Raw genomic sequence first — 17,254 nt, forward strand, 5'->3', positions numbered from 1 at the left:
TGTAATAATGCCGAGCGCCCGTGGTTGCCATTATAACGGCAGCGCTGGGGGCGACTTGAGACACAGGGCTTCAGGCGACGCCGCACTGAAGCCCTACAAAGATAAGGCGAAACCGTGACCCTTCACCTCCAAGCCGCAGGCCTGGCCTGCGAGCGCGACTGGCGCCTGCTGTTCGAGCAGCTCGATTTCGAGCTGGGTGCCGGCGACATGCTGCAGATCAGCGGCCCCAACGGTAGCGGCAAGACCAGCTTGCTGCGTCTGCTGGCCGGGCTGATGCAGCCGACGGCCGGGCAGATCCTGCTGGGCGGTAAGCCATTGGCCGAGCAGCGCCATGCCTTGGCCAGCATCCTGTTGTGGATCGGCCACGCTGCCGGCATCAAGGACCTGCTCACCGCTGAAGAGAATCTCACCTGGCTGTGCGCCTTGCACCAGCCGGCCAGCCGCGAGGCGATCTGGGCAGCGTTGGAGGCCGTCGGCCTGCGGGGTTTCGAAGACGTACCCTGCCATACCCTGTCAGCCGGCCAGCAGCGGCGCGTGGCCTTGGCCCGGTTGCACCTGGCCTGCCCGCCGTTATGGATTCTTGACGAGCCGTTCACGGCCCTGGACAAGCAAGGCGTGGCACAGCTGGAAGCACACCTGGCGGCCCATTGCGAACAGGGCGGTACGGTGGTGCTGACCACCCACCACACGCTGGAACGCAAACCCTCCGGTTACCGTGAGCTGAACCTGGGGCAATGGGCGGCATGAGCGTATTCGTCTTGTTGTTGCGCCGCGAAGCGCGCCTGCTGTTCCGCCGTCCGGCCGAGCTGGCCAACCCGCTGGTGTTCTTCGCCATCGTCGTGGCGTTGTTCCCGTTGGCGGTCGGCCCGGAAAGCCAATTGTTGCAAACCTTGTCGCCTGGGCTGGTCTGGGTGGCGGCATTGCTGGCGGTGCTGTTGTCGCTGGACGGCCTGTTCCGCAGTGATTTCGAGGACGGCTCGCTGGAGCAATGGGTGTTGTCGCCGCACCCACTGGCGCTGCTGGTGCTGGCCAAGGTGCTGGCGCACTGGATCTTTTCCGGGCTGGCGCTGGTATTGTTGGCGCCGCTGCTGGCGCTGATGCTGGGGCTGCCGAGCCATTGCCTGCCGGTGCTGCTTGGCTCGCTGCTGCTGGGTACGCCGGTACTGAGCCTGCTGGGTGCGGTGGGCGCGGCGCTGACGGTTGGCCTCAAGCGCGGTGGTTTGTTACTGGCGTTGCTGATTCTGCCGTTGTATATCCCTGTATTGATCCTGGGCAGTGGTGCGTTGCAAGCGGCGTTGCAAAATATGCCGGCAACCGGCCACCTGCTCTGGCTTGCCAGCCTCACGGCCCTGGCCGTGACCCTGGCACCCTTTGCGATAGCGGCCGGCCTGAAGATCAGCGTTGGCGAATAACGAGTCCCGGGCTTTCAAGCCCGGCCAATACCCTGGATGTACCTGATGAAAATAAGCTGGACGTGGTTCCACAAGCTGGGCTCCCCCAAATGGTTCTATGCCATCAGCGGCCGCATGCTGCCATGGCTGGCCGGTGCTGCCGTGCTCCTGCTGCTGCTCGGCATCACCTGGGGCCTGGCCTTCGCCCCACAGGACTACCAGCAGGGCAACAGCTTCCGCATCATCTACATCCATGTGCCGGCGGCAATGCTGGCCCAGTCCTGCTACGTGCTGCTGGCGGTGGCCGGGGTGGTGGGGCTGGTGTGGAAAATGAAAATCGCCGATGTCGCCTTGCAATGCGCCGCGCCGATCGGCGCCTGGATGACTGCCGTGGCGCTGGTCACTGGCGCCATCTGGGGCAAGCCGACCTGGGGCAGCTGGTGGGTGTGGGATGCCCGCCTTACGTCCATGCTTATCCTGCTGTTCCTGTACTTCGGCATTATTGCGTTGGGCCAGGCGATCAGTAATCGTGACAGTGCGGCCAAGGCCTGCGCGGTGCTGGCGATTGTCGGCGTGGTTAACATCCCGATCATCAAGTATTCGGTGGAGTGGTGGAACACCCTGCACCAAGGCGCCACCTTCACCCTTACCGAAAAACCGGCGATGCCCGCCGAAATGTGGCTGCCGTTGCTGTGCACGGCGCTGGGTTTCTACTGCTTCTTCGGTGCCGTGCTGCTGTTGCGCATGCGCCTTGAAGTGCTAAAGCGCGAGGCGCGCGCCAGTTGGGTCAAGGACGAAGTGTTGAACAGCCTGGGGCGGAGGGCCGCACAATGAGCTTTGCCACCTTTGGTGACTTTCTCGCCATGGGCCACCATGGCCTGTACGTGTGGTCGGCCTATGGCATCTGCCTGGCCGTGCTGGCGCTGAACGTTGCTGCGCCGCTGCTGGCCCGCCGTCGCTACCTGCAAGAAGAGGCGCGCCGTTTGCGCCGGGAGAACAACCAGTGAATCCGCAGCGCAAGAAACGCCTGTTGCTCATCGTCGGCCTGCTGGTCGGCGTCGGGGTTGCCGTCGGCTTTGCCTTGAGCGCACTGCAGCAGAACATCAACCTGTTCTACACACCCACCCAGATCGCCAATGGCGAAGCACCGCTGGACACCCGCATCCGCGCAGGCGGCATGGTCGAGAAAGGCTCGGTGCAGCGTTCGTCCGACTCGCTGGATGTGCGCTTCGTGGTCACCGACTTCAACAAGTCGGTACCGATCACCTACCGTGGCATCCTGCCCGACCTGTTCCGCGAAGGGCAGGGCATTGTCGCCCTGGGCAAGGTCAACGCCGACGGTGTGGTGGTGGCCGACGAAGTGCTGGCCAAGCACGATGAGAAGTACATGCCGCCCGAGGTCACCAAGGCCCTCAAGGAAAGCGGCCAGGCCGCCACGGGCGGGGAGGCCAAGCCATGAACGCGGCGCTGATAATCCCCGAACTGGGCCAGCTGGCGATGATCCTGGCCATCTGCTTTGCCGCCGTACAGGCCAGTGTGCCGCTGCTCGGCGCCTGGCGTGGCGACAGCCTGTGGATGAGCCTGGCGCGGCCGGCGGCGTGGGGGCAGTTCGCCTTCCTGGCGTTTGCCTTCGCGTGTTTGACCCATGCCTTCATGACCGACAATTTCTCGGTTGCCTACGTAGCCAGCAACTCCAACAGCGCCTTGCCCTGGTACTACAAGTTCAGCGCTGTATGGGGCGCCCACGAAGGTTCGTTGTTGCTGTGGGCGCTGATTCTCGGCGGCTGGACCTTTGCCGTGTCGGTGTTCTCGCGCCAGTTGCCGCAGGTAATGCTGGCCCGCGTGCTGGCGGTGATGGGCATGATCAGCGTGGGCTTCCTGAGCTTCCTTATCATCACCTCCAACCCGTTCCAGCGCCTGCTGCCGCAAGTGCCCACCGATGGCCGTGACCTCAACCCGCTGCTGCAGGACTTTGGCCTGATCGTTCACCCGCCGATGCTGTACATGGGTTACGTGGGCTTCTCGGTGGCCTTCGCCTTCGCCATCGCTGCCTTGCTCGGCGGACGCCTGGACGCTGCCTGGGCGCGCTGGTCGCGGCCGTGGACCATCGTTGCCTGGGCCTTCCTTGGCGTGGGCATCACCCTGGGCTCGTGGTGGGCCTACTATGAGCTGGGCTGGGGTGGCTGGTGGTTCTGGGACCCGGTGGAAAACGCCTCGTTCATGCCCTGGCTGGTAGGCACCGCGCTGATCCACTCGCTGGCAGTGACCGAAAAACGCGGGGTGTTCAAGAGCTGGACCGTGCTGCTGGCCATTGCCGCGTTCTCGCTGAGCCTGCTGGGGACCTTCCTGGTGCGTTCCGGTGTGCTGACTTCGGTGCACGCCTTTGCCGCCGACCCGTCGCGGGGCATTTTCATCCTGATCTTCCTGCTGTTCGTGGTCGGTGGTTCGCTCACCCTGTTCGCCCTGCGTGCCCCGGTGGTCAAGAGCCAGGTCGGCTTCGCCCTGTGGTCGCGCGAAACGCTGCTGCTGGCCAACAACCTGGTGCTGGTGGTGGCCGCGTCGATGATTCTGCTGGGCACCTTGTACCCGCTTGTGCTCGATGCCCTCACCGGGGCCAAGCTCTCGGTCGGCCCGCCGTACTTCGATGCCTTGTTCCTGCCGCTGATGGCGCTGTTGATGGTGGTGCTGAGCGTGGGCGTGGTGGTGCGCTGGAAGGACACCCCCGGCAAATGGCTGGCCAGCATGATGACCCCGGTGCTGATCGGCAGCGCCATCCTGGCCCCTGTGGCCGGCTTTATCGTCGACGACTTCGACTGGCCGACCCTGACCGCCTTTGCCCTGGCCGCCTGGGTAGTGCTCGGCGGGCTGCGCGACATTCTCGACAAGACCCGCCACAAAGGCCTGCTCAAGGGCCTGCCCGGCCTGGGCCGCAGCTACTGGGGCATGCAGCTGGCCCACCTGGGCCTGGCGGTGTGTGCGTTGGGCGTGGTGCTGTCGAGTAACAACAGCGCCGAACGCGACCTGCGCATGGCCCCGGGCGAAAGCGTGGAGCTGGGCGGTTACCACTTCCTGTTCCAGGGCGCCAAGCACTTCGAAGGGCCGAACTTCATCTCTGACAAGGGCACCGTGGTGGTCAGCCGTGATGGCCGTGAAATCACCACCCTGCACCCGGAGAAGCGGCTGTACACCGTGCAGCAGTCGATGATGACCGAAGCCGGCATCGATGCAGGCTTTACCCGCGACCTGTACGTCGCCCTGGGCGAGCCGCTGGAGAACGGCGCGTGGGCCGTGCGCGTACATATCAAACCTTACGTTCGCTGGATCTGGCTGGGCGGTCTGCTGACTGGCCTGGGTGGGTTGCTGGCGGCCCTCGACCGGCGTTACCGCGTCAAGGTCAAGACCCGGGTGCGTGATGCCCTGGGCGTGTCTGGAGCAGCTGCATGAAGCGTTGGATCATGGTAGTCCCCCTGGCAGTGTTCCTGCTGGTGGCGGTGTTCCTCTACAAAGGGCTGTTCCTCAAGCCCGACGAGCTGCCCTCGGCAATGATCGGCAAACCGTTCCCGGCGTTTTCGCTGGCCTCGACCCAGGGCGACCGTACCCTGACCCAGGCCGACTTGCAGGGCCGCCCGGCGCTGGTCAACGTGTGGGCCACCTGGTGCCCGTCGTGCAAGGTCGAGCACCCCTACCTTAACCAGCTGGCACAGCAGGGCGTGGTGATTCACGGGGTCAACTACAAGGACGACAATGCCGCCGCGCAAAAATGGCTGGCTGAGTTCCACAACCCTTATCAGCTGGATATCCGCGACGAGCAGGGCAGCCTGGGCGTGGACCTGGGCGTGTACGGCGCGCCGGAAACCTTCCTGATCGACGCCAAAGGCATCATTCGCTACAAACACGTGGGCATTGTCGATGCCACGGTGTGGCGCGAACAGCTGGCCCCGCTTTACCAGGGCCTGGTCGATGAGGCCAAACCATGAGGCGTTGGCTGGCGGCTGTCGTGCTGGGCATGAGCCTGGCCGGCGTGGCCAAGGCGGCCATCGACACCTACCAGTTCCGCGACGAGGCCGAGCGCGAGCGCTACCAGCAACTGACCAAGGAGCTGCGCTGCCCCAAGTGCCAGAACCAGGACATCGCCGATTCCAATGCGCCGATTGCCGCCGACCTGCGCCGGGAAATCTTCCGCATGCTCGGCGAGGGTAAGAGCAACCAGCAGATCGTCGACTTCATGGTCGACCGCTATGGCGACTTCGTGCGCTATAAGCCGGCGCTCAGCGGGCGCACCTGGCTGCTGTGGTTCGGCCCGGGGATTTTGCTGGCCGGCGGTTTCGTGGTGTTGGCGGTGATCGTGCGCCGGCGCCGCAGTACGGCTGTGCAGAGCGGCAATGAATTGTCTGCCGAAGAACGCGAGCGTCTCGCCAAACTGCTGGAAAAAGAACAGACCCATGATTGAATTCTGGCTTAGCGCGGGCCTGCTGCTGCTCGCTGCCCTCAGCTTTTTGCTGATCCCTATCCTGCGTGGCCGTCGTCGTCAGCAGGAAGAAGACCGCACCGCCCTGAACGTGGCCCTGTACCAGGAGCGTGTTGCCGAACTGGCCGCCCAGCAGGCGGCTGGCGTGCTTGATGAGGTGCAGATGACCAAGGGCCGTGACGAGGCTGCGCGCGAATTGCTGGCCGATACCGAAGGCGCCGAGGCACCGCGCCAGGGCCACTTGGGCAAGGCCCTGCCGCTGCTGGCGGCTGTGCTGGTACCGCTGATGGCGCTTGGGCTGTACCTGCATTTTGGTGCGGCCGACAAGGTGGCCCTGACCCAGGAATTCGCCGAGGCGCCCAAGTCGATGGAAGAAATGACCACGCGTCTGGAGCGCGTGGTGCAGGCCCAGCCGGATTCGGCCGAGGCCATGTACTTCCTGGGCCGCGCCTACATGGCCGAGCAACGCCCGGCTTATGCGGCGCGCACCTTCGAGCGGGCCGTGGCCCTGGCCGGCCGCCAGCCCGAGCTGCTGGGACAATGGGCTCAGGCCCTGTATTTTGCTGCTGACAAACAGTGGAGCCCGCAGTTGCAGGCGCTGACTGACGAAGCCTTGAAAGCCGACCCCAACGAAGTGACCAGCCTGGGCCTGCGCGGCATTGCTGCCTTCGAAGGTGAGCGTTACCAGGAAGCCATCGACTACTGGAAGCGCCTGCTGGCGCAGCTGCCGGAAGGTGACGCATCGCGTGACGCCCTGCAGGGCGGTATCGACCGCGCTGTCGAGCGCCTGGGGGGGGCTGTGGCAGAAGCTTCACCCGCACCTGCGGCGGCTCGCCTGAAAGTGCGGGTGGAGCTGGCGGCGTCGCTGAAGGACAAGGTCAAGCCGGACGACACCGTGTTCATCTTTGCCCGCGCCAGCAATGGCCCGCCCATGCCGCTGGCGGCCAAGCGGGTGACGGTGGCGCAGTTGCCGATCGAGGTGGAGTTGTCTGATGCTGACGCGATGATGCCGCAGATGAAACTGTCGCAATTTGCCGAAGTCCAACTGGTTGCACGTGTATCGCGCGCTGGCCAGCCTACTCACGGCGAATGGATTGGCCAGGGTGCCCCACTGCCCAGCGCCACCCAGGCTACCCAGCGCCTGACCATCGACAGCCCCGACCAGTAAGAGAGCAATGCCATGCACAGCACCGTCCGCCTGACCCTGATTACCCTGGCCCTGGGTTTGTCTGCGTGTACGGTGCATCAGCCGTATGAGCAGCCTGAACCCCCGATTGAACGCGTGCCGCCACAGGGACCGGTGGTCAAGCCGTTGCCGGGCGGGCAGCCATCGACCCAACCGAGCAAGCCGGCGGCGATTCCCAAACCGATGCCGCGTACCTCGGCCAGCTTTGCGCCACCGCCTGGCGGGGCCAGCCATTGGGACCCGAAGCTGGGTGTTTATGTATTGGAGAAACAGCCCAATACCTTCTACCGGCAGCGTACTTATTACCGGTTCAACAACGGCTGGAGCTGGTCGCTGAGCCCGAATGGTCCTTGGCAAGAAACGGATAGCAGTGGTGTTCCAGGCGGGTTAGGTCGCGCATTCGCCCAGTAACACCAACCTCGAAGTTGCCGTTGCCGTTGCCGTTGCCGTGGCTTTTGCTTCTAAGCGCGCGATAGATCAGGCGCCGCCGATTGCGACTTCAGCAGGCCGAGCGTAGGGATTGCGGAGGGAGGTGACGGGCATGGATGCCCGTCAAGCGCTGAGGCCCCATGGATGGGGCCTGCAGCGCGTGCTCCCGGGAGCAAGCCCGTAGCGAGGGAACCCCGGAGCGCAGCGTAGGGGCCGTATGATAGGAGCCAGCGTTTTTTGGTTACTTTTTGTCGCGTTTGACAAAAAGTGACCCGCCGTAAGGGCGGAAAGGTGAGTGTGCGCCACCCTCGGGAATGAATGTCTACTCGATGTGAATGCCCACATCCAAGAAGCAAGAAGCAAGAAGCAAGAAGCAAGATTCGTCTGTTTTGAATCAGTGAACAGTCCATTTGCGATGGCGACGCTGATTCACCTTTTCGCCCTTACGGCGAGTCACTTTTTGTCAAACGCGACAAAAAGTAACCAAAAAACGCTGCGCTCCCATCATCCGGCCCCTACGCTTCGCTCCGGGGTTCCCTCACTCCGGCCTTGCTCCCGGGAGGACCGCGCTGCAGGCCCCATCCTGGGGCCCAGCGCTTGACGGGCATCCATGCCCGTCACCTCCCTCCGCAAGGCCTGCGTTCGGCCTCCTGAAGTCGCGAAGATCAAGATCAAGATCAAGATCAAGAGCGGGAACGGTGTGGGCGGTACAGTGCAGTTTTGACTTGATATTTCTATTGACTGTACTGGTTGCTAACTCCGCATAATGACCTATCGAATTGACCGGAGGTGGCATGCGCAAAACAGTCCTGGTACTGGTGGAAACCGTCGACAATTACCTGTCCTTACTAGAGCAGGCCGGTTACTGCCTGATTCGCGCCCCCTCGCCGCAACTGCGCTCCCATGCCATTCAGCAACACGCCAGTGAAATCGATGCCGTACTCACTCGCGGTCCGCTGGGCCTGACTGCCGCCGAAATCGATGCCTTGCCCAACCTGCAGATCATCTGTGTGATCGGCGCCGGCTACGAGCAAGTCGACCTGGCCGCCGCGGCTGCCAGAGGGATCACCGTCACCAATGGTGCCGGTGCCAATGCCAACGCAGTCGCCGACCACACTCTGGCTCTGGTGCTGGCACTGCTGCGCGACATTCCTCGCGCCGATGCCAGCACCCGTCGCGGCGAATGGAACCGCGTCATCAGCCCCTCGGTGAGTGGCAAGCGCCTGGGCATTCTTGGCCTCGGCGCAGTCGGGCAGGCGATTGCCAAGCGTGCCAACCTGGGCTTCGACATGCCCGTCAGCTACCACAGCCGCACGCCGCGTGAAGAAGTGCCTTACACCTGGCACGACAGCCCGCTGCACCTGGCCGCTGCCGTCGACATTCTGGTCGTGGCCACCCCCGGTGGCGCCAACACCCGGCATCTGGTCGATGCCAACGTGTTGGAAGCGCTAGGGGTCGAGGGCTATCTGGTGAACATTGCCCGCGCCAGTGTAGTTGACACCGATGCACTGGTAACTGCATTGCAGCAAGGCCAGCTGGCAGGTGCCGCGCTGGACGTGTTCGATGACGAACCGGCCGTGCCCGACGCCCTCAAGACGCTTGGCAACACCGTGCTCACGCCCCACGTGGCCGGCCAGTCGCCGGAGGCCGCACGCGACACGGTAACCCTGGTACTGCGTAACCTGCAGGCGTTCTTTGCAGGTGAGCCCGTCTTGACCCCGGTTCGCCCGTAAACCTATATCAGCCATCTGCCTGGCAACACCCGGGCAACAAGGAGTGTGTGCATGCAACTCGACATCTTCCAGGTCGATGCCTTTTCCGCCAAACCGTTCGGTGGCAACCCGGCCGCCGTGATTCCGCTGCAAAGCTGGCTGCCGGACGATGTGCTGCAGCGCATCGCCGAAGAGAACAACCTGTCGGAAACCGCCTATTTCGTGCGCAATGGTGAAACCTACGACCTGCGCTGGTTCACCCCGACTGTAGAAGTTGATCTGTGCGGCCATGCCACGCTTGCCTCGGCCTATGTGCTGTTCGAGCAACTGGGCGAGCAGGCCCAGGTGCTGCGTTTCAACACCCGCAGCGGCGAGTTGCGCGTCAGCCGTGGCGCTGACGGGCTGCTGGCGATGGATTTCCCGGCCAAGCGGCCGGTTGCAGTGGATATCCCGGCAGGGTTGCTGCAAGCGTTGGGTTTGAACCAGGCTCAGGCGTTGTACCAAAGCGACGACTATGTGGTGGTGATCGATGATGCGTTGATCCTCGACACCCTGAAGCCGGACTTCGTTGCGTTGAACACGTTCGACGTGCGTGGTATTGCCGTGACGGCGGCAGGGCGTGGTTTTGATTTTGTCACCCGCTGGTTCGGCCCGCGGGTTGGCGTGAATGAAGACCCGGTAACCGGTTCGGCCCACACCTCGCTGGCACCGGTGTGGGCGGAGCGCCTGGGCAAGCGGGTACTCAGCTGCGAGCAGGGCGGGGCGCGCAAAGGGCAGCTGCAGTGCGAAGTGCCGGGCAATGGCCGGGTAATCATCAGCGGGCGGGCAGCGTTGTACCTGCGCGGTACCGTCTACTTCTGAGGCCCGTTCAGGCATCTATACTGGCTGGCTCTTTCCCTGTTCAAGGAGCCAGCCATGGCCCTGGAAAAACAAGGCACTTGCCTGTGTGGCGCCACCACGCTCAAGGTTACTGTAGACAACACCCATGTCAGTGCCTGCCATTGCAGCATGTGCCGCAAATGGACTGGCGGCCCGCTGCTGGTTGTGGAATGCAGCCGGCCCCCGGTGATCGAAGGGCGTGCGCCCTCGGTGTATGAGTCGTCTGACTGGGCTCAGCGCGCGTTTTGCGGCCAGTGCGGCACGCACCTGTATTACCGGCTCAAGGCCAACGACTTCCATGCCGTGCCGGTCGGCCTGCTCGACTGTGACCAGGCGTGGGATTTCAACCTGCAGATTTTCGTGGAAGAAAAACCCGCCTGGTACTGCTTCGCCAACCAGACCAAGGAATTGACTGGCCAAGAGGTGTTCGAGCAGAACAGCTGATTGCTCATCGCGTCCCGGTTCGAATCGGCGGCATGAAACACCGTGCAAACTTGCAAAACCGGTGCATTCCTGAGAAAAGGGCGGCTTTGTTTTCCCGCGTTGGAGCGTGCCCATGAGCCAAGAATTGCAGATCATCGACCTGGTGGAGGGTGATGGCAAAGCCGCCGTCAAAGGCGCCCTGATCACCACCCAGTACACCGGCTGGCTGGCCGACGGCAGCGAGTTCGATTCGTCCTGGTCACGCGGCAAGCCGTTCCAGTGCGTGATCGGCACCGGCCGGGTGATCAAAGGCTGGGAGCACGTTCTTCGTATGTGGGTCTTGTGAGCGGTGCCACTGCCGAGGCCGGGTAAAGGCCGCTGTTCCCGAAAACACTGACTTACCCCTGAAAGTGCTGAAAACTTTATTTTCTCAAATGCATGCCTGAGCTATTGACAAATACAGAAATCTGGTATAATGGGCGCCATGAGTTTGGTAAAGCAGCCAACTTCCCATCGAAGTATTCCCGCCTGTTCCCATCTTAAATGCCAATACACAGTTAGACTTGGAATGGTCCTACTGGGTTACCCCGTTTTCTCAGTCCGGGGCATATGACCGAGAATTTGAAAATCGAGGATAGTTGTACTGGCTTGCTAATTACATAGGGTCATTAGCATCAAGGTTATACCCACGGCCAGTGGGAGCAGCGAAACTGGCCACTTACTTGTTAGCTTGCCCGCAAGGGGCGGCACAATACTTGTTCACGCAAGTACACAATACTACAGCTCAAGACGCAATTAGCCCGAAGCTCATCACCGAGTGACGGGTTTATTTTGCTCGCTGAAAACTCTTAATTCATTAAAGGTAACATCATATGCAAAGACCGCTACGCCGTAACACCTGTGAAGCCTGTGGAAGAACCCACTATTCCAGAAGTCCGCTAACTCGCTTTTGCGGGTCAACTTGCCAGTCACGTACTTGGCGCCAGAACAACCGAGCCACACAAGAAGAGCTTGAGCGGCTTTACTTGGTTCAAGAGCAAGAAGAACAAGCCAAGGATGCAGCTTGATGTCCAGCGACAACATATACCTAGAAGTTTTGAAGGGGAGCGGGGCAATCTTGAGTTATTTCCTAGAGCTTCCAACAACGCAATCAATTGCTGTGGATTACGTCGAAGCAACAAGGGAAGAGCTTACTTACCTGTCAGCGTTGGCTGATCACATCCTTCCTGCCGGGACGGTAGTTTCTCTGGCCCACCTAGAAGCCCACCGGAGCCGCGTTAAGGAGGCGAAAGCAACTAAGGCGACCCAATATATAGCGGCAACTCGCAAGGCCACTCAGAAGCCTTCCCTGAGCGTTACAGCTGCAACCAATAAACAACCCGCAAACAAAGCAGCAAAGTTCAAAGCCGGATTCAAACCGGTTCCCAATCAAAGGAAATAATCATGATAACAGAATACCAATACGGCGTTAATGTCGTTGAATTTTATCCCCCATTCCGATCAAGACTTGCAGAAGCTGATTGTAGCCAAACAAGATACCTACAATAGAGGCACCGAAACTCTGCACTACAAAGACAAAGCGGCTCATGTCCACTGGCAACGCAGTAAGCCATTAGAGCCTGCCGTCATGGAACTTTTCGAAGAGATGGCGAAGGGGTATACGCTGGTGAAGCTGGCATTCAACCCACCGCTGGATGTTTTTGCTGTGCTACGCAAGCCAGAGAAGACCATCAAAGCCGAACTTGCTGAAGTTGCAAAGTCTGCTCACAAAGAATATGACCAGTCTCGCTTTGAATTGAATCTGGCCGAAACCAAGCGTCAGGTGAAGTTCAGCGTAGATCAAGTGAAGCGTGCACAAGATGCAGCGGCAGTAGAAGCAGCAGCCAAAGCAGCGGCAGCACTTAAACAAGATCAGGAAGCAGCCGCCTTGGCTGACCTGCTTAAAGCCTACGCCGCACAGGAAGTGGCCACAGTAGAAGGTAAGGCAGCATGAACGACGAGTACGTACATGGCGAGGGCATGCGACTAACGTTCACCCCAGCCGAGTTTGAAGTTCTTTGTACCCAGGCACGCAAGCACAAGATGCCAGTTCGCAAGTTCGTGAGCTGGATGGTGAAGTGCTTCATCAACTCTGTGCCAACTGAAGACACGGATCGGGCGAAGTAGTCGCCCCTTTCGATTCAACGGTAAAAGAGTCGGCACGAGGTAGGTGCATCTTTGTCGCAATATCAGGCTGTAGCCCTAGTGCCACGCGGCCTCGCCACTTTCAACTCTTACGCAATTCCCTTTCTTGGAACCAGAAACATGCGGATTTCACTGAATGAAACTGCTAGTGCCCGCCTGCTCGCTTTCATGGCGTCGCGTGGCATTACCAACCCAACCCACGGCCTGAACGTTCTTATCACACTGGCCAGCCTTAACAACTTGATCCCAGCAAGCGTGGACACTCATGGCAGCAGCCGAGAACAGCAACAACCAACTTGAGTACGCCTGCACCCATTGCGGGACGATGTTCAAACGCAGACCGGGTGGACGAGATACATGCACCCGCACTTGTGCCAAAGCAGCAGAGCGGAAGCAGAAGACCCCCAAGCTCACAGCCAAGCAACGGAAAGTAGAGCGGCGTAAACAGCGGCTACTTGAATGCGCCTTTGGCTACTGGCTACTTGAACAGGCCGTCCGAGCTGGAACGGTACAAACTTACCACGGCATTACCGCTGCAGGCCTTCACCGGCTATACGACCAACACAACTACCGCAAGATGCGGTTAGGCTGGCTGGATAGCGGACACGGTAAAGATGTGTACCACCTCTGCCATGTACAGCCTTTGAAGGGCCGTGATGGCAGCACCGGCTTGACCATCTCAGAGAACTTGTTCACCGGTATTGCAGACCTGAACCAACGGCAAGGTAACAAACCAGTGAACACTTGGGCTGGCGCCTCGCTTCCTGCCACCGCCCGCAAGCGGAAGTGGAACATCACCAAAGAGATGACCCGCGATCAGGTGCTACAGAAGTTGGCTGACTTCATCGGGCCTGAGCTGGACACCTTTCTTGATGAGCTGGACAAGATACCCCAGCGAACATATCGGCTTCGACTTGCCAAGACTGTGTTCAACCAGCAGAGCAACGAGCTGTGCGAGCCGCTGGACCGCCGCTACACACTGGCCGAGCTAGAGGTGGAATCGGTAGAGCGACTAGAGACTTTGAACGCTATCCAGCACGGTATGACCAGCACCACCGGCTTTGCTAGTAGGGGTGGTAAGACTGATTCAAAGCTGGGCGTACTTCATGACGAACTGGTGCGGTTCTCTGCTGTGTTGTCGGAAGGGCAGCACCGGGACAACTGCCTGTTCATGTTAAAGCTGGTGCGGGTAATGGGCATCTACCTCGCCCAGATTGGCCGTGAAGAAGGTAAAGCACACAGCCGATTCCTTGCCCAGGGCAATGCTAGTTGGGCGCCACTGTCGCACTTGTATCAGGGCCAGCCGTGGCGTACACCGCCCCACCTGCTAGCTGACGACTTAGACGGGTTGCTTAATGGTATATATGACGCGAAGGGCCGGGAGCTGAAGCCGGGCATTGTTCCAATGGCCCAAGCTGCACTACAGGGGCTGGACATAGACCGTGACTACATCAGCAACCGACTGACGAAGCGACTTACCGTCAAGACGCTGAACCCGGTAGTGACCGCCCCCAATGATTGGAGCTGGGAAGAGAGCGGGTCAGACTGGCTGGCTTATATCGACAACTTGTACGCCTCGCTTGAACCAACATGGCAAGCCCTGCTGGATGTCGGCCTTTGCAATGAAGAGCAGGTGCTTGATGCACATGACGCGGTGCTGGTGAACCTTGTTGATGCCGTCGAGCAGTCCAGAAAGCACTATCGCGAGCAACGTCAGTTCACGGTTTACCACGTGCCTTTTACCCGCTACCCGGCACACCTTGAGTTCCCACCCGTGGTAGCAGAGCCTTTACCGCTGGCGGCATAGGCGTCAGCAGATCTGCTGATACCCCTGTAAGAACGCTCCCGGAAAGTTGGGGGCGTTAATCGGTTTCCAATATCCCCCAGTGGGGAAAGTTGAAATCGCTCCCGATCACACGCACCAAGGCGAGCTTGGACGTCACTTTCCTTCAGTTTTGAGGGAAAGTAACAGACGCCAGATAACTAATGGAAAACTAACGGCGTAACTAATCCAGTTGGCCACCTTCCCGAGCCGTCTAGGTGCCACTACACGGCCACAGCCTAGTGTTTCCGGGGGCTTGCACTATACGGGGTCAAGCGAACAGCCACTTTCCCGTATATCCCGCAAGATTTGTATGGGAATAGCACCAGCCACCGTTATCACCCGAACTCAAATTGGAGTCGGGGTGAGCCAGTATCAGCGGCTTCAGCTGGTATCAGCAAACGACCGTTAAACGATGCCATCAAATCCGGCCCTTATTGGTATCATTAAAATAGGGTTTACATTATATGGTGATACCGATACTATGATCCCACGTTAAGTGATCCCTTGGGTGATGCCGATGTCTCGTACCTTCCTTTACTGCCGTGTCAGCACTTCCAACCAGTTCACCGAGAACCAAGTCCAGGACGTGAAGAACGCCGGCTTCGATGTGCAGGCCAGCCGGGTAATCGAAGAGACCATTTCCGGCAGCGTCCCTGCCAGTGAGCGTCCCGGCTTCCAGAAGTTGCTTGAGCGGATGGAATCGGGTGATGTGCTGATCGTCACCAAGTTGGACCGCCTAGGCCGCAACGCTATGGATGTACGGCAGACCGTCGAGCAACTGGCAGCGACCGGCATCCGCGTTCACTGCCTCGCCCTTGGTGGCGTAGACCTGACCAGTGCAGCGGGCAAGATGACGATGCAGGTGCTTGGCGCTGTCGCAGAGTTTGAGCGTGACTTGCTGATCGAGCGTACACAGTCCGGTCTGAAACGTGCCAAGGCTGAAGGTAAGAAGTTGGGACGGCCTGAAGCGGTTGATACCACCAAGGCGGTGCAGAAAGCCAAGGCCAAGAACATGACACAGGCGGAAGTGGCAGCCGAACTCAACATCGGTATCGCCACGGTCAAACGGCACTGGAACAAGGCGCTGTAAGGCCCTACGCTGCGGTATCTGCCCTATAACGAGAGCGCCACATGGATGATAAAGCCACGGCTGATTTCTCAGCTACAGCCGACGCCCTAGAGCTGCTGCATATGAACCAGACAGCCTTGAGAGCAGCCATTGAAGAAGTAAGTACATGGATTAGACAGCGTGGGTCTGTAAATGCCCACGAAAACACCATGACCTGCCTACAGGCACTTGACGCCAACGCTGATGCCATCACTTCAGCGATAGAACGCCTTCGCACGTAGCCGCCTTCGGGCGGCTTTTTGCTGCCCTTGATATTCTGAAATCGTACTGTGCGGCTCGCTGTGGGCCGGGCTGTAGCATTAAGCACTGCCCGACTAATGAACCGGATTTGGTTCATCTCAGCTGATATTCCCGCCCCGGCTCATGGACGATATTCGGCTGTGGGTGATGGTCTGTTTAGAAAATTTTGGGGGCAGTTCTTTAAGCGGTCATCCGGCTTTCAGCCAACCGAAAGACGATACCGTCCCAGACGACGCCCTGCTTCCTACCCTTCAACAACTCATCCCACACCAGCTTCCAGCTCTGGCTGACAGTATTGAAGGTGCTGTAGGTAGCGGACATCGACTTCGCTAAAGCATCGACTTTATGCCGGGCATTTCTCTGCTTCCACTTTTGCCAGCAGACACCAGCCGCATAAGCCACGCCTAGCGGGGGCCATAGCCACGCAAGACCAAGCACTAGGGCGATAATCAGACAGAGCACAGCAAAGCTAGTGCCGGACTTCACCTTGCCGCCAGTGCGAAGCGAGACATAATCTTCCAGCCGCATAGTCCTGGATCGTACCTGGTCCACAAATGCTTGGTACTCGGCATAAGTAAGAACGTTCAAGATGAGCCAATCCATCTTGCTGCACTGCATCCAAGGCCGCTCTAGATAGCGTTCAGCGGCATTTCTCAAGCCTTCACGATCAAACTCAAGGTACTTCCAGTCGCTTTCAAAATCGTGCGGCTGCCTATGATGCCATTCCGTTATGCTGTCCTTGGACTGGATGGTTCCGTCAGTAACCGTGGTCCATGTCATGTACGCAAAAAAGTCCTCGACGATATCTGCCGCTTCACAGACAAGGTCACTGGCGGCATAGCCGCTCAGGCCGCGAGATTTCGCTTCGGCAGTGGCCTTTTCTTCCATCGTTTTCTGAAGAACTAGCTTAGCAACCATCCAATCCCGCCCCCCCCCTTTCTGGTAGTACCCAGCTGCCACCGTTCGCTGCCGGGGTCAGTTTACTTGCACGGGTACGCTTCTTGGATGGCAAACATCGCTTGTGTGGCGTCGTCGATTTCGGTCATCTCGCTTTCTTTAAGGTAAGCGACGACAACCCTTACAGCTTCTGCGACGGGTATTTCCCGGCGAGGGAAGCAGGTTTGAAACTCTTTTGGTAACTTCGAGTTCAGAACAAACATCGTTTTCAAGACGCCCTCAATCATCCCCACGCACAAGCCGTCACTTACCGTAACCCGGTCTTCAATTCTCGGGTTGTCCAGATGCTGCACCACCCCCTTGCACTGAGCGAGCAGGCCAACTTCTTCCTTGGCGTGGGCTTGGGCACCTGCTATTAACCCTACCAGCCCGATACACACCATAGCTTGTAGCCTCATGATCCACCCCGCATAAAACGCAAAGGACATCCG

At 59.7% G+C, this 17,254-nt stretch carries 20 protein-coding genes and 1 pseudogene; 19 read left to right on the forward strand and 2 right to left on the reverse strand.

Annotation, left to right across the window (positions count from 1 at the left end; translation table 11 throughout):
• Positions 1-114: 114 nt before the first annotated feature.
• The 19 genes and pseudogenes from ccmA (at position 115) to FHW75_RS15110 (ending at position 15,847) form a co-directional block, all read left to right on the forward strand.
• Entirely contained in the window at positions 115-747 is a 633-nt protein-coding gene (gene ccmA / locus FHW75_RS15020) for a cytochrome c biogenesis heme-transporting ATPase CcmA (protein ID WP_012273478.1), read from the forward strand.
• The gene (ccmB, locus tag FHW75_RS15025) at positions 735-1,412 is read left to right on the forward strand and encodes a heme exporter protein CcmB (RefSeq protein WP_016711760.1); all 678 of its coding nucleotides are present in this window, start codon (positions 735-737) and stop codon (positions 1,410-1,412) included. The genes ccmA and ccmB overlap by 13 nt, the downstream gene beginning before the upstream one ends.
• A 45-nt stretch (positions 1,413-1,457) precedes the next feature.
• Positions 1,458-2,225: a heme ABC transporter permease gene (locus FHW75_RS15030; protein WP_025753824.1), complete on the forward strand. Its 768-nt coding sequence runs from the start codon at positions 1,458-1,460 to the stop codon at positions 2,223-2,225.
• Positions 2,222-2,398 (forward strand): heme exporter protein CcmD, encoded by a 177-nt coding sequence (gene ccmD / locus FHW75_RS15035; RefSeq protein ID WP_012273475.1) that lies wholly within the window; start codon positions 2,222-2,224, stop codon positions 2,396-2,398. Before FHW75_RS15030 ends, ccmD begins: the two co-directional genes overlap by 4 nt.
• A complete protein-coding gene (gene ccmE / locus FHW75_RS15040) occupies positions 2,395-2,850 on the forward strand; it encodes a cytochrome c maturation protein CcmE (protein ID WP_016711758.1) in 456 nt (151 codons plus the stop codon). The genes ccmD and ccmE overlap by 4 nt, the downstream gene beginning before the upstream one ends.
• An 11-nt stretch (positions 2,851-2,861) precedes the next feature.
• On the forward strand, positions 2,862-4,835 hold the full coding sequence (locus FHW75_RS15045; RefSeq protein ID WP_174244701.1) for a heme lyase CcmF/NrfE family subunit: 1,974 nt from the start codon (positions 2,862-2,864) through the stop codon (positions 4,833-4,835).
• Complete coding sequence (locus FHW75_RS15050; RefSeq protein WP_025753823.1) at positions 4,832-5,368, forward strand: DsbE family thiol:disulfide interchange protein; 537 nt, start codon at positions 4,832-4,834, stop codon at positions 5,366-5,368. Before FHW75_RS15045 ends, FHW75_RS15050 begins: the two co-directional genes overlap by 4 nt.
• Entirely contained in the window at positions 5,365-5,841 is a 477-nt protein-coding gene (locus FHW75_RS15055) for a cytochrome c-type biogenesis protein (RefSeq protein ID WP_025753822.1), read from the forward strand. Before FHW75_RS15050 ends, FHW75_RS15055 begins: the two co-directional genes overlap by 4 nt.
• Positions 5,834-7,027 carry a c-type cytochrome biogenesis protein CcmI gene (ccmI, locus tag FHW75_RS15060; protein WP_183674001.1) on the forward strand — a complete coding sequence of 398 codons (1,194 nt, stop codon included), beginning with the start codon at positions 5,834-5,836 and terminating at the stop codon, positions 7,025-7,027. Before FHW75_RS15055 ends, ccmI begins: the two co-directional genes overlap by 8 nt.
• 12 nt (positions 7,028-7,039) lie before the next feature.
• Positions 7,040-7,456 carry a hypothetical protein gene (locus FHW75_RS15065; protein WP_019096395.1) on the forward strand — a complete coding sequence of 139 codons (417 nt, stop codon included), beginning with the start codon at positions 7,040-7,042 and terminating at the stop codon, positions 7,454-7,456.
• 812 nt (positions 7,457-8,268) lie between these two features.
• On the forward strand, positions 8,269-9,207 hold the full coding sequence (locus tag FHW75_RS15070; protein WP_027615289.1) for a 2-hydroxyacid dehydrogenase: 939 nt from the start codon (positions 8,269-8,271) through the stop codon (positions 9,205-9,207).
• Between the two features lie 51 nt (positions 9,208-9,258).
• Positions 9,259-10,047, forward strand: coding sequence for a PhzF family phenazine biosynthesis protein (locus tag FHW75_RS15075; RefSeq protein ID WP_025754767.1), 789 nt, complete (start codon positions 9,259-9,261; stop codon positions 10,045-10,047).
• 54 nt (positions 10,048-10,101) lie between these two features.
• Positions 10,102-10,509 (forward strand): GFA family protein, encoded by a 408-nt coding sequence (locus tag FHW75_RS15080; protein WP_019099527.1) that lies wholly within the window; start codon positions 10,102-10,104, stop codon positions 10,507-10,509.
• Positions 10,510-10,621: 112 nt separating this feature from the next.
• Positions 10,622-10,816 (forward strand): annotated as a pseudogene (locus FHW75_RS27185) (FKBP-type peptidyl-prolyl cis-trans isomerase); the annotation flags it as partial.
• Between the two features lie 738 nt (positions 10,817-11,554).
• A complete protein-coding gene (locus FHW75_RS15090; protein ID WP_183674005.1) occupies positions 11,555-11,929 on the forward strand; it encodes a hypothetical protein in 375 nt (124 codons plus the stop codon).
• A gap of 36 nt (positions 11,930-11,965) precedes the next feature.
• A complete protein-coding gene (locus FHW75_RS15095) occupies positions 11,966-12,481 on the forward strand; it encodes a hypothetical protein (RefSeq protein ID WP_183674006.1) in 516 nt (171 codons plus the stop codon).
• Positions 12,482-12,937: 456 nt separating this feature from the next.
• Positions 12,938-14,479 carry a hypothetical protein gene (locus FHW75_RS15100; protein ID WP_183674008.1) on the forward strand — a complete coding sequence of 514 codons (1,542 nt, stop codon included), beginning with the start codon at positions 12,938-12,940 and terminating at the stop codon, positions 14,477-14,479.
• A 535-nt stretch (positions 14,480-15,014) separates the two neighbouring features.
• Positions 15,015-15,587: a recombinase family protein gene (locus FHW75_RS15105; protein ID WP_183674009.1), complete on the forward strand. Its 573-nt coding sequence runs from the start codon at positions 15,015-15,017 to the stop codon at positions 15,585-15,587.
• 41 nt (positions 15,588-15,628) lie between these two features.
• Positions 15,629-15,847, forward strand: a complete 219-nt coding sequence (locus tag FHW75_RS15110) for a hypothetical protein (RefSeq protein WP_183674011.1) — start codon at positions 15,629-15,631, stop codon at positions 15,845-15,847.
• 199 nt (positions 15,848-16,046) lie between these two features.
• Here the strand turns inward: FHW75_RS15110 and FHW75_RS15115 are convergent, their stop codons facing one another.
• A complete protein-coding gene (locus FHW75_RS15115) occupies positions 16,047-16,784 on the reverse strand; it encodes a hypothetical protein (RefSeq protein WP_183674013.1) in 738 nt (245 codons plus the stop codon).
• A gap of 62 nt (positions 16,785-16,846) precedes the next feature.
• Entirely contained in the window at positions 16,847-17,251 is a 405-nt protein-coding gene (locus FHW75_RS15120) for a Rap1a/Tai family immunity protein (RefSeq protein WP_183674015.1), read from the reverse strand.
• Between the last annotated feature and the right edge of the window lie 3 nt (positions 17,252-17,254).

Origin of the sequence: Pseudomonas sp. OG7 (assembly GCF_014192825.1) — a bacterium.
GTDB classification, from domain to species: Bacteria; Pseudomonadota; Gammaproteobacteria; order Pseudomonadales; family Pseudomonadaceae; genus Aquipseudomonas; species Aquipseudomonas monteilii.

Bases quoted from the DNA above. Each gene is read 5' to 3' on its own strand.
- ccmB (WP_016711760.1), top strand. From the start codon at position 735: ATGGGCGGCATGAGCGTATTCGTCTTGTTGTTGCGCCGCGAAGCGCGC.
- FHW75_RS15030 (WP_025753824.1), top strand. From the start codon at position 1,458: ATGAAAATAAGCTGGACGTGGTTCCACAAGCTGGGCTCCCCCAAATGG.
- ccmD (WP_012273475.1), top strand. From the start codon at position 2,222: ATGAGCTTTGCCACCTTTGGTGACTTTCTCGCCATGGGCCACCATGGC.
- FHW75_RS15050 (WP_025753823.1), top strand. From the start codon at position 4,832: ATGAAGCGTTGGATCATGGTAGTCCCCCTGGCAGTGTTCCTGCTGGTG.
- FHW75_RS15055 (WP_025753822.1), top strand. From the start codon at position 5,365: ATGAGGCGTTGGCTGGCGGCTGTCGTGCTGGGCATGAGCCTGGCCGGC.
- ccmI (WP_183674001.1), top strand. From the start codon at position 5,834: ATGATTGAATTCTGGCTTAGCGCGGGCCTGCTGCTGCTCGCTGCCCTC.
- FHW75_RS15065 (WP_019096395.1), top strand. From the start codon at position 7,040: ATGCACAGCACCGTCCGCCTGACCCTGATTACCCTGGCCCTGGGTTTG.
- FHW75_RS15070 (WP_027615289.1), top strand. From the start codon at position 8,269: ATGCGCAAAACAGTCCTGGTACTGGTGGAAACCGTCGACAATTACCTG.
- FHW75_RS15075 (WP_025754767.1), top strand. From the start codon at position 9,259: ATGCAACTCGACATCTTCCAGGTCGATGCCTTTTCCGCCAAACCGTTC.
- FHW75_RS15080 (WP_019099527.1), top strand. From the start codon at position 10,102: ATGGCCCTGGAAAAACAAGGCACTTGCCTGTGTGGCGCCACCACGCTC.
- FHW75_RS15090 (WP_183674005.1), top strand. From the start codon at position 11,555: ATGTCCAGCGACAACATATACCTAGAAGTTTTGAAGGGGAGCGGGGCA.
- FHW75_RS15100 (WP_183674008.1), top strand. From the start codon at position 12,938: ATGGCAGCAGCCGAGAACAGCAACAACCAACTTGAGTACGCCTGCACC.
- FHW75_RS15105 (WP_183674009.1), top strand. From the start codon at position 15,015: ATGTCTCGTACCTTCCTTTACTGCCGTGTCAGCACTTCCAACCAGTTC.
- FHW75_RS15110 (WP_183674011.1), top strand. From the start codon at position 15,629: ATGGATGATAAAGCCACGGCTGATTTCTCAGCTACAGCCGACGCCCTA.
- FHW75_RS15115 (WP_183674013.1), bottom strand. From the start codon at position 16,784: ATGGTTGCTAAGCTAGTTCTTCAGAAAACGATGGAAGAAAAGGCCACT.
- FHW75_RS15120 (WP_183674015.1), bottom strand. From the start codon at position 17,251: ATGTCCTTTGCGTTTTATGCGGGGTGGATCATGAGGCTACAAGCTATG.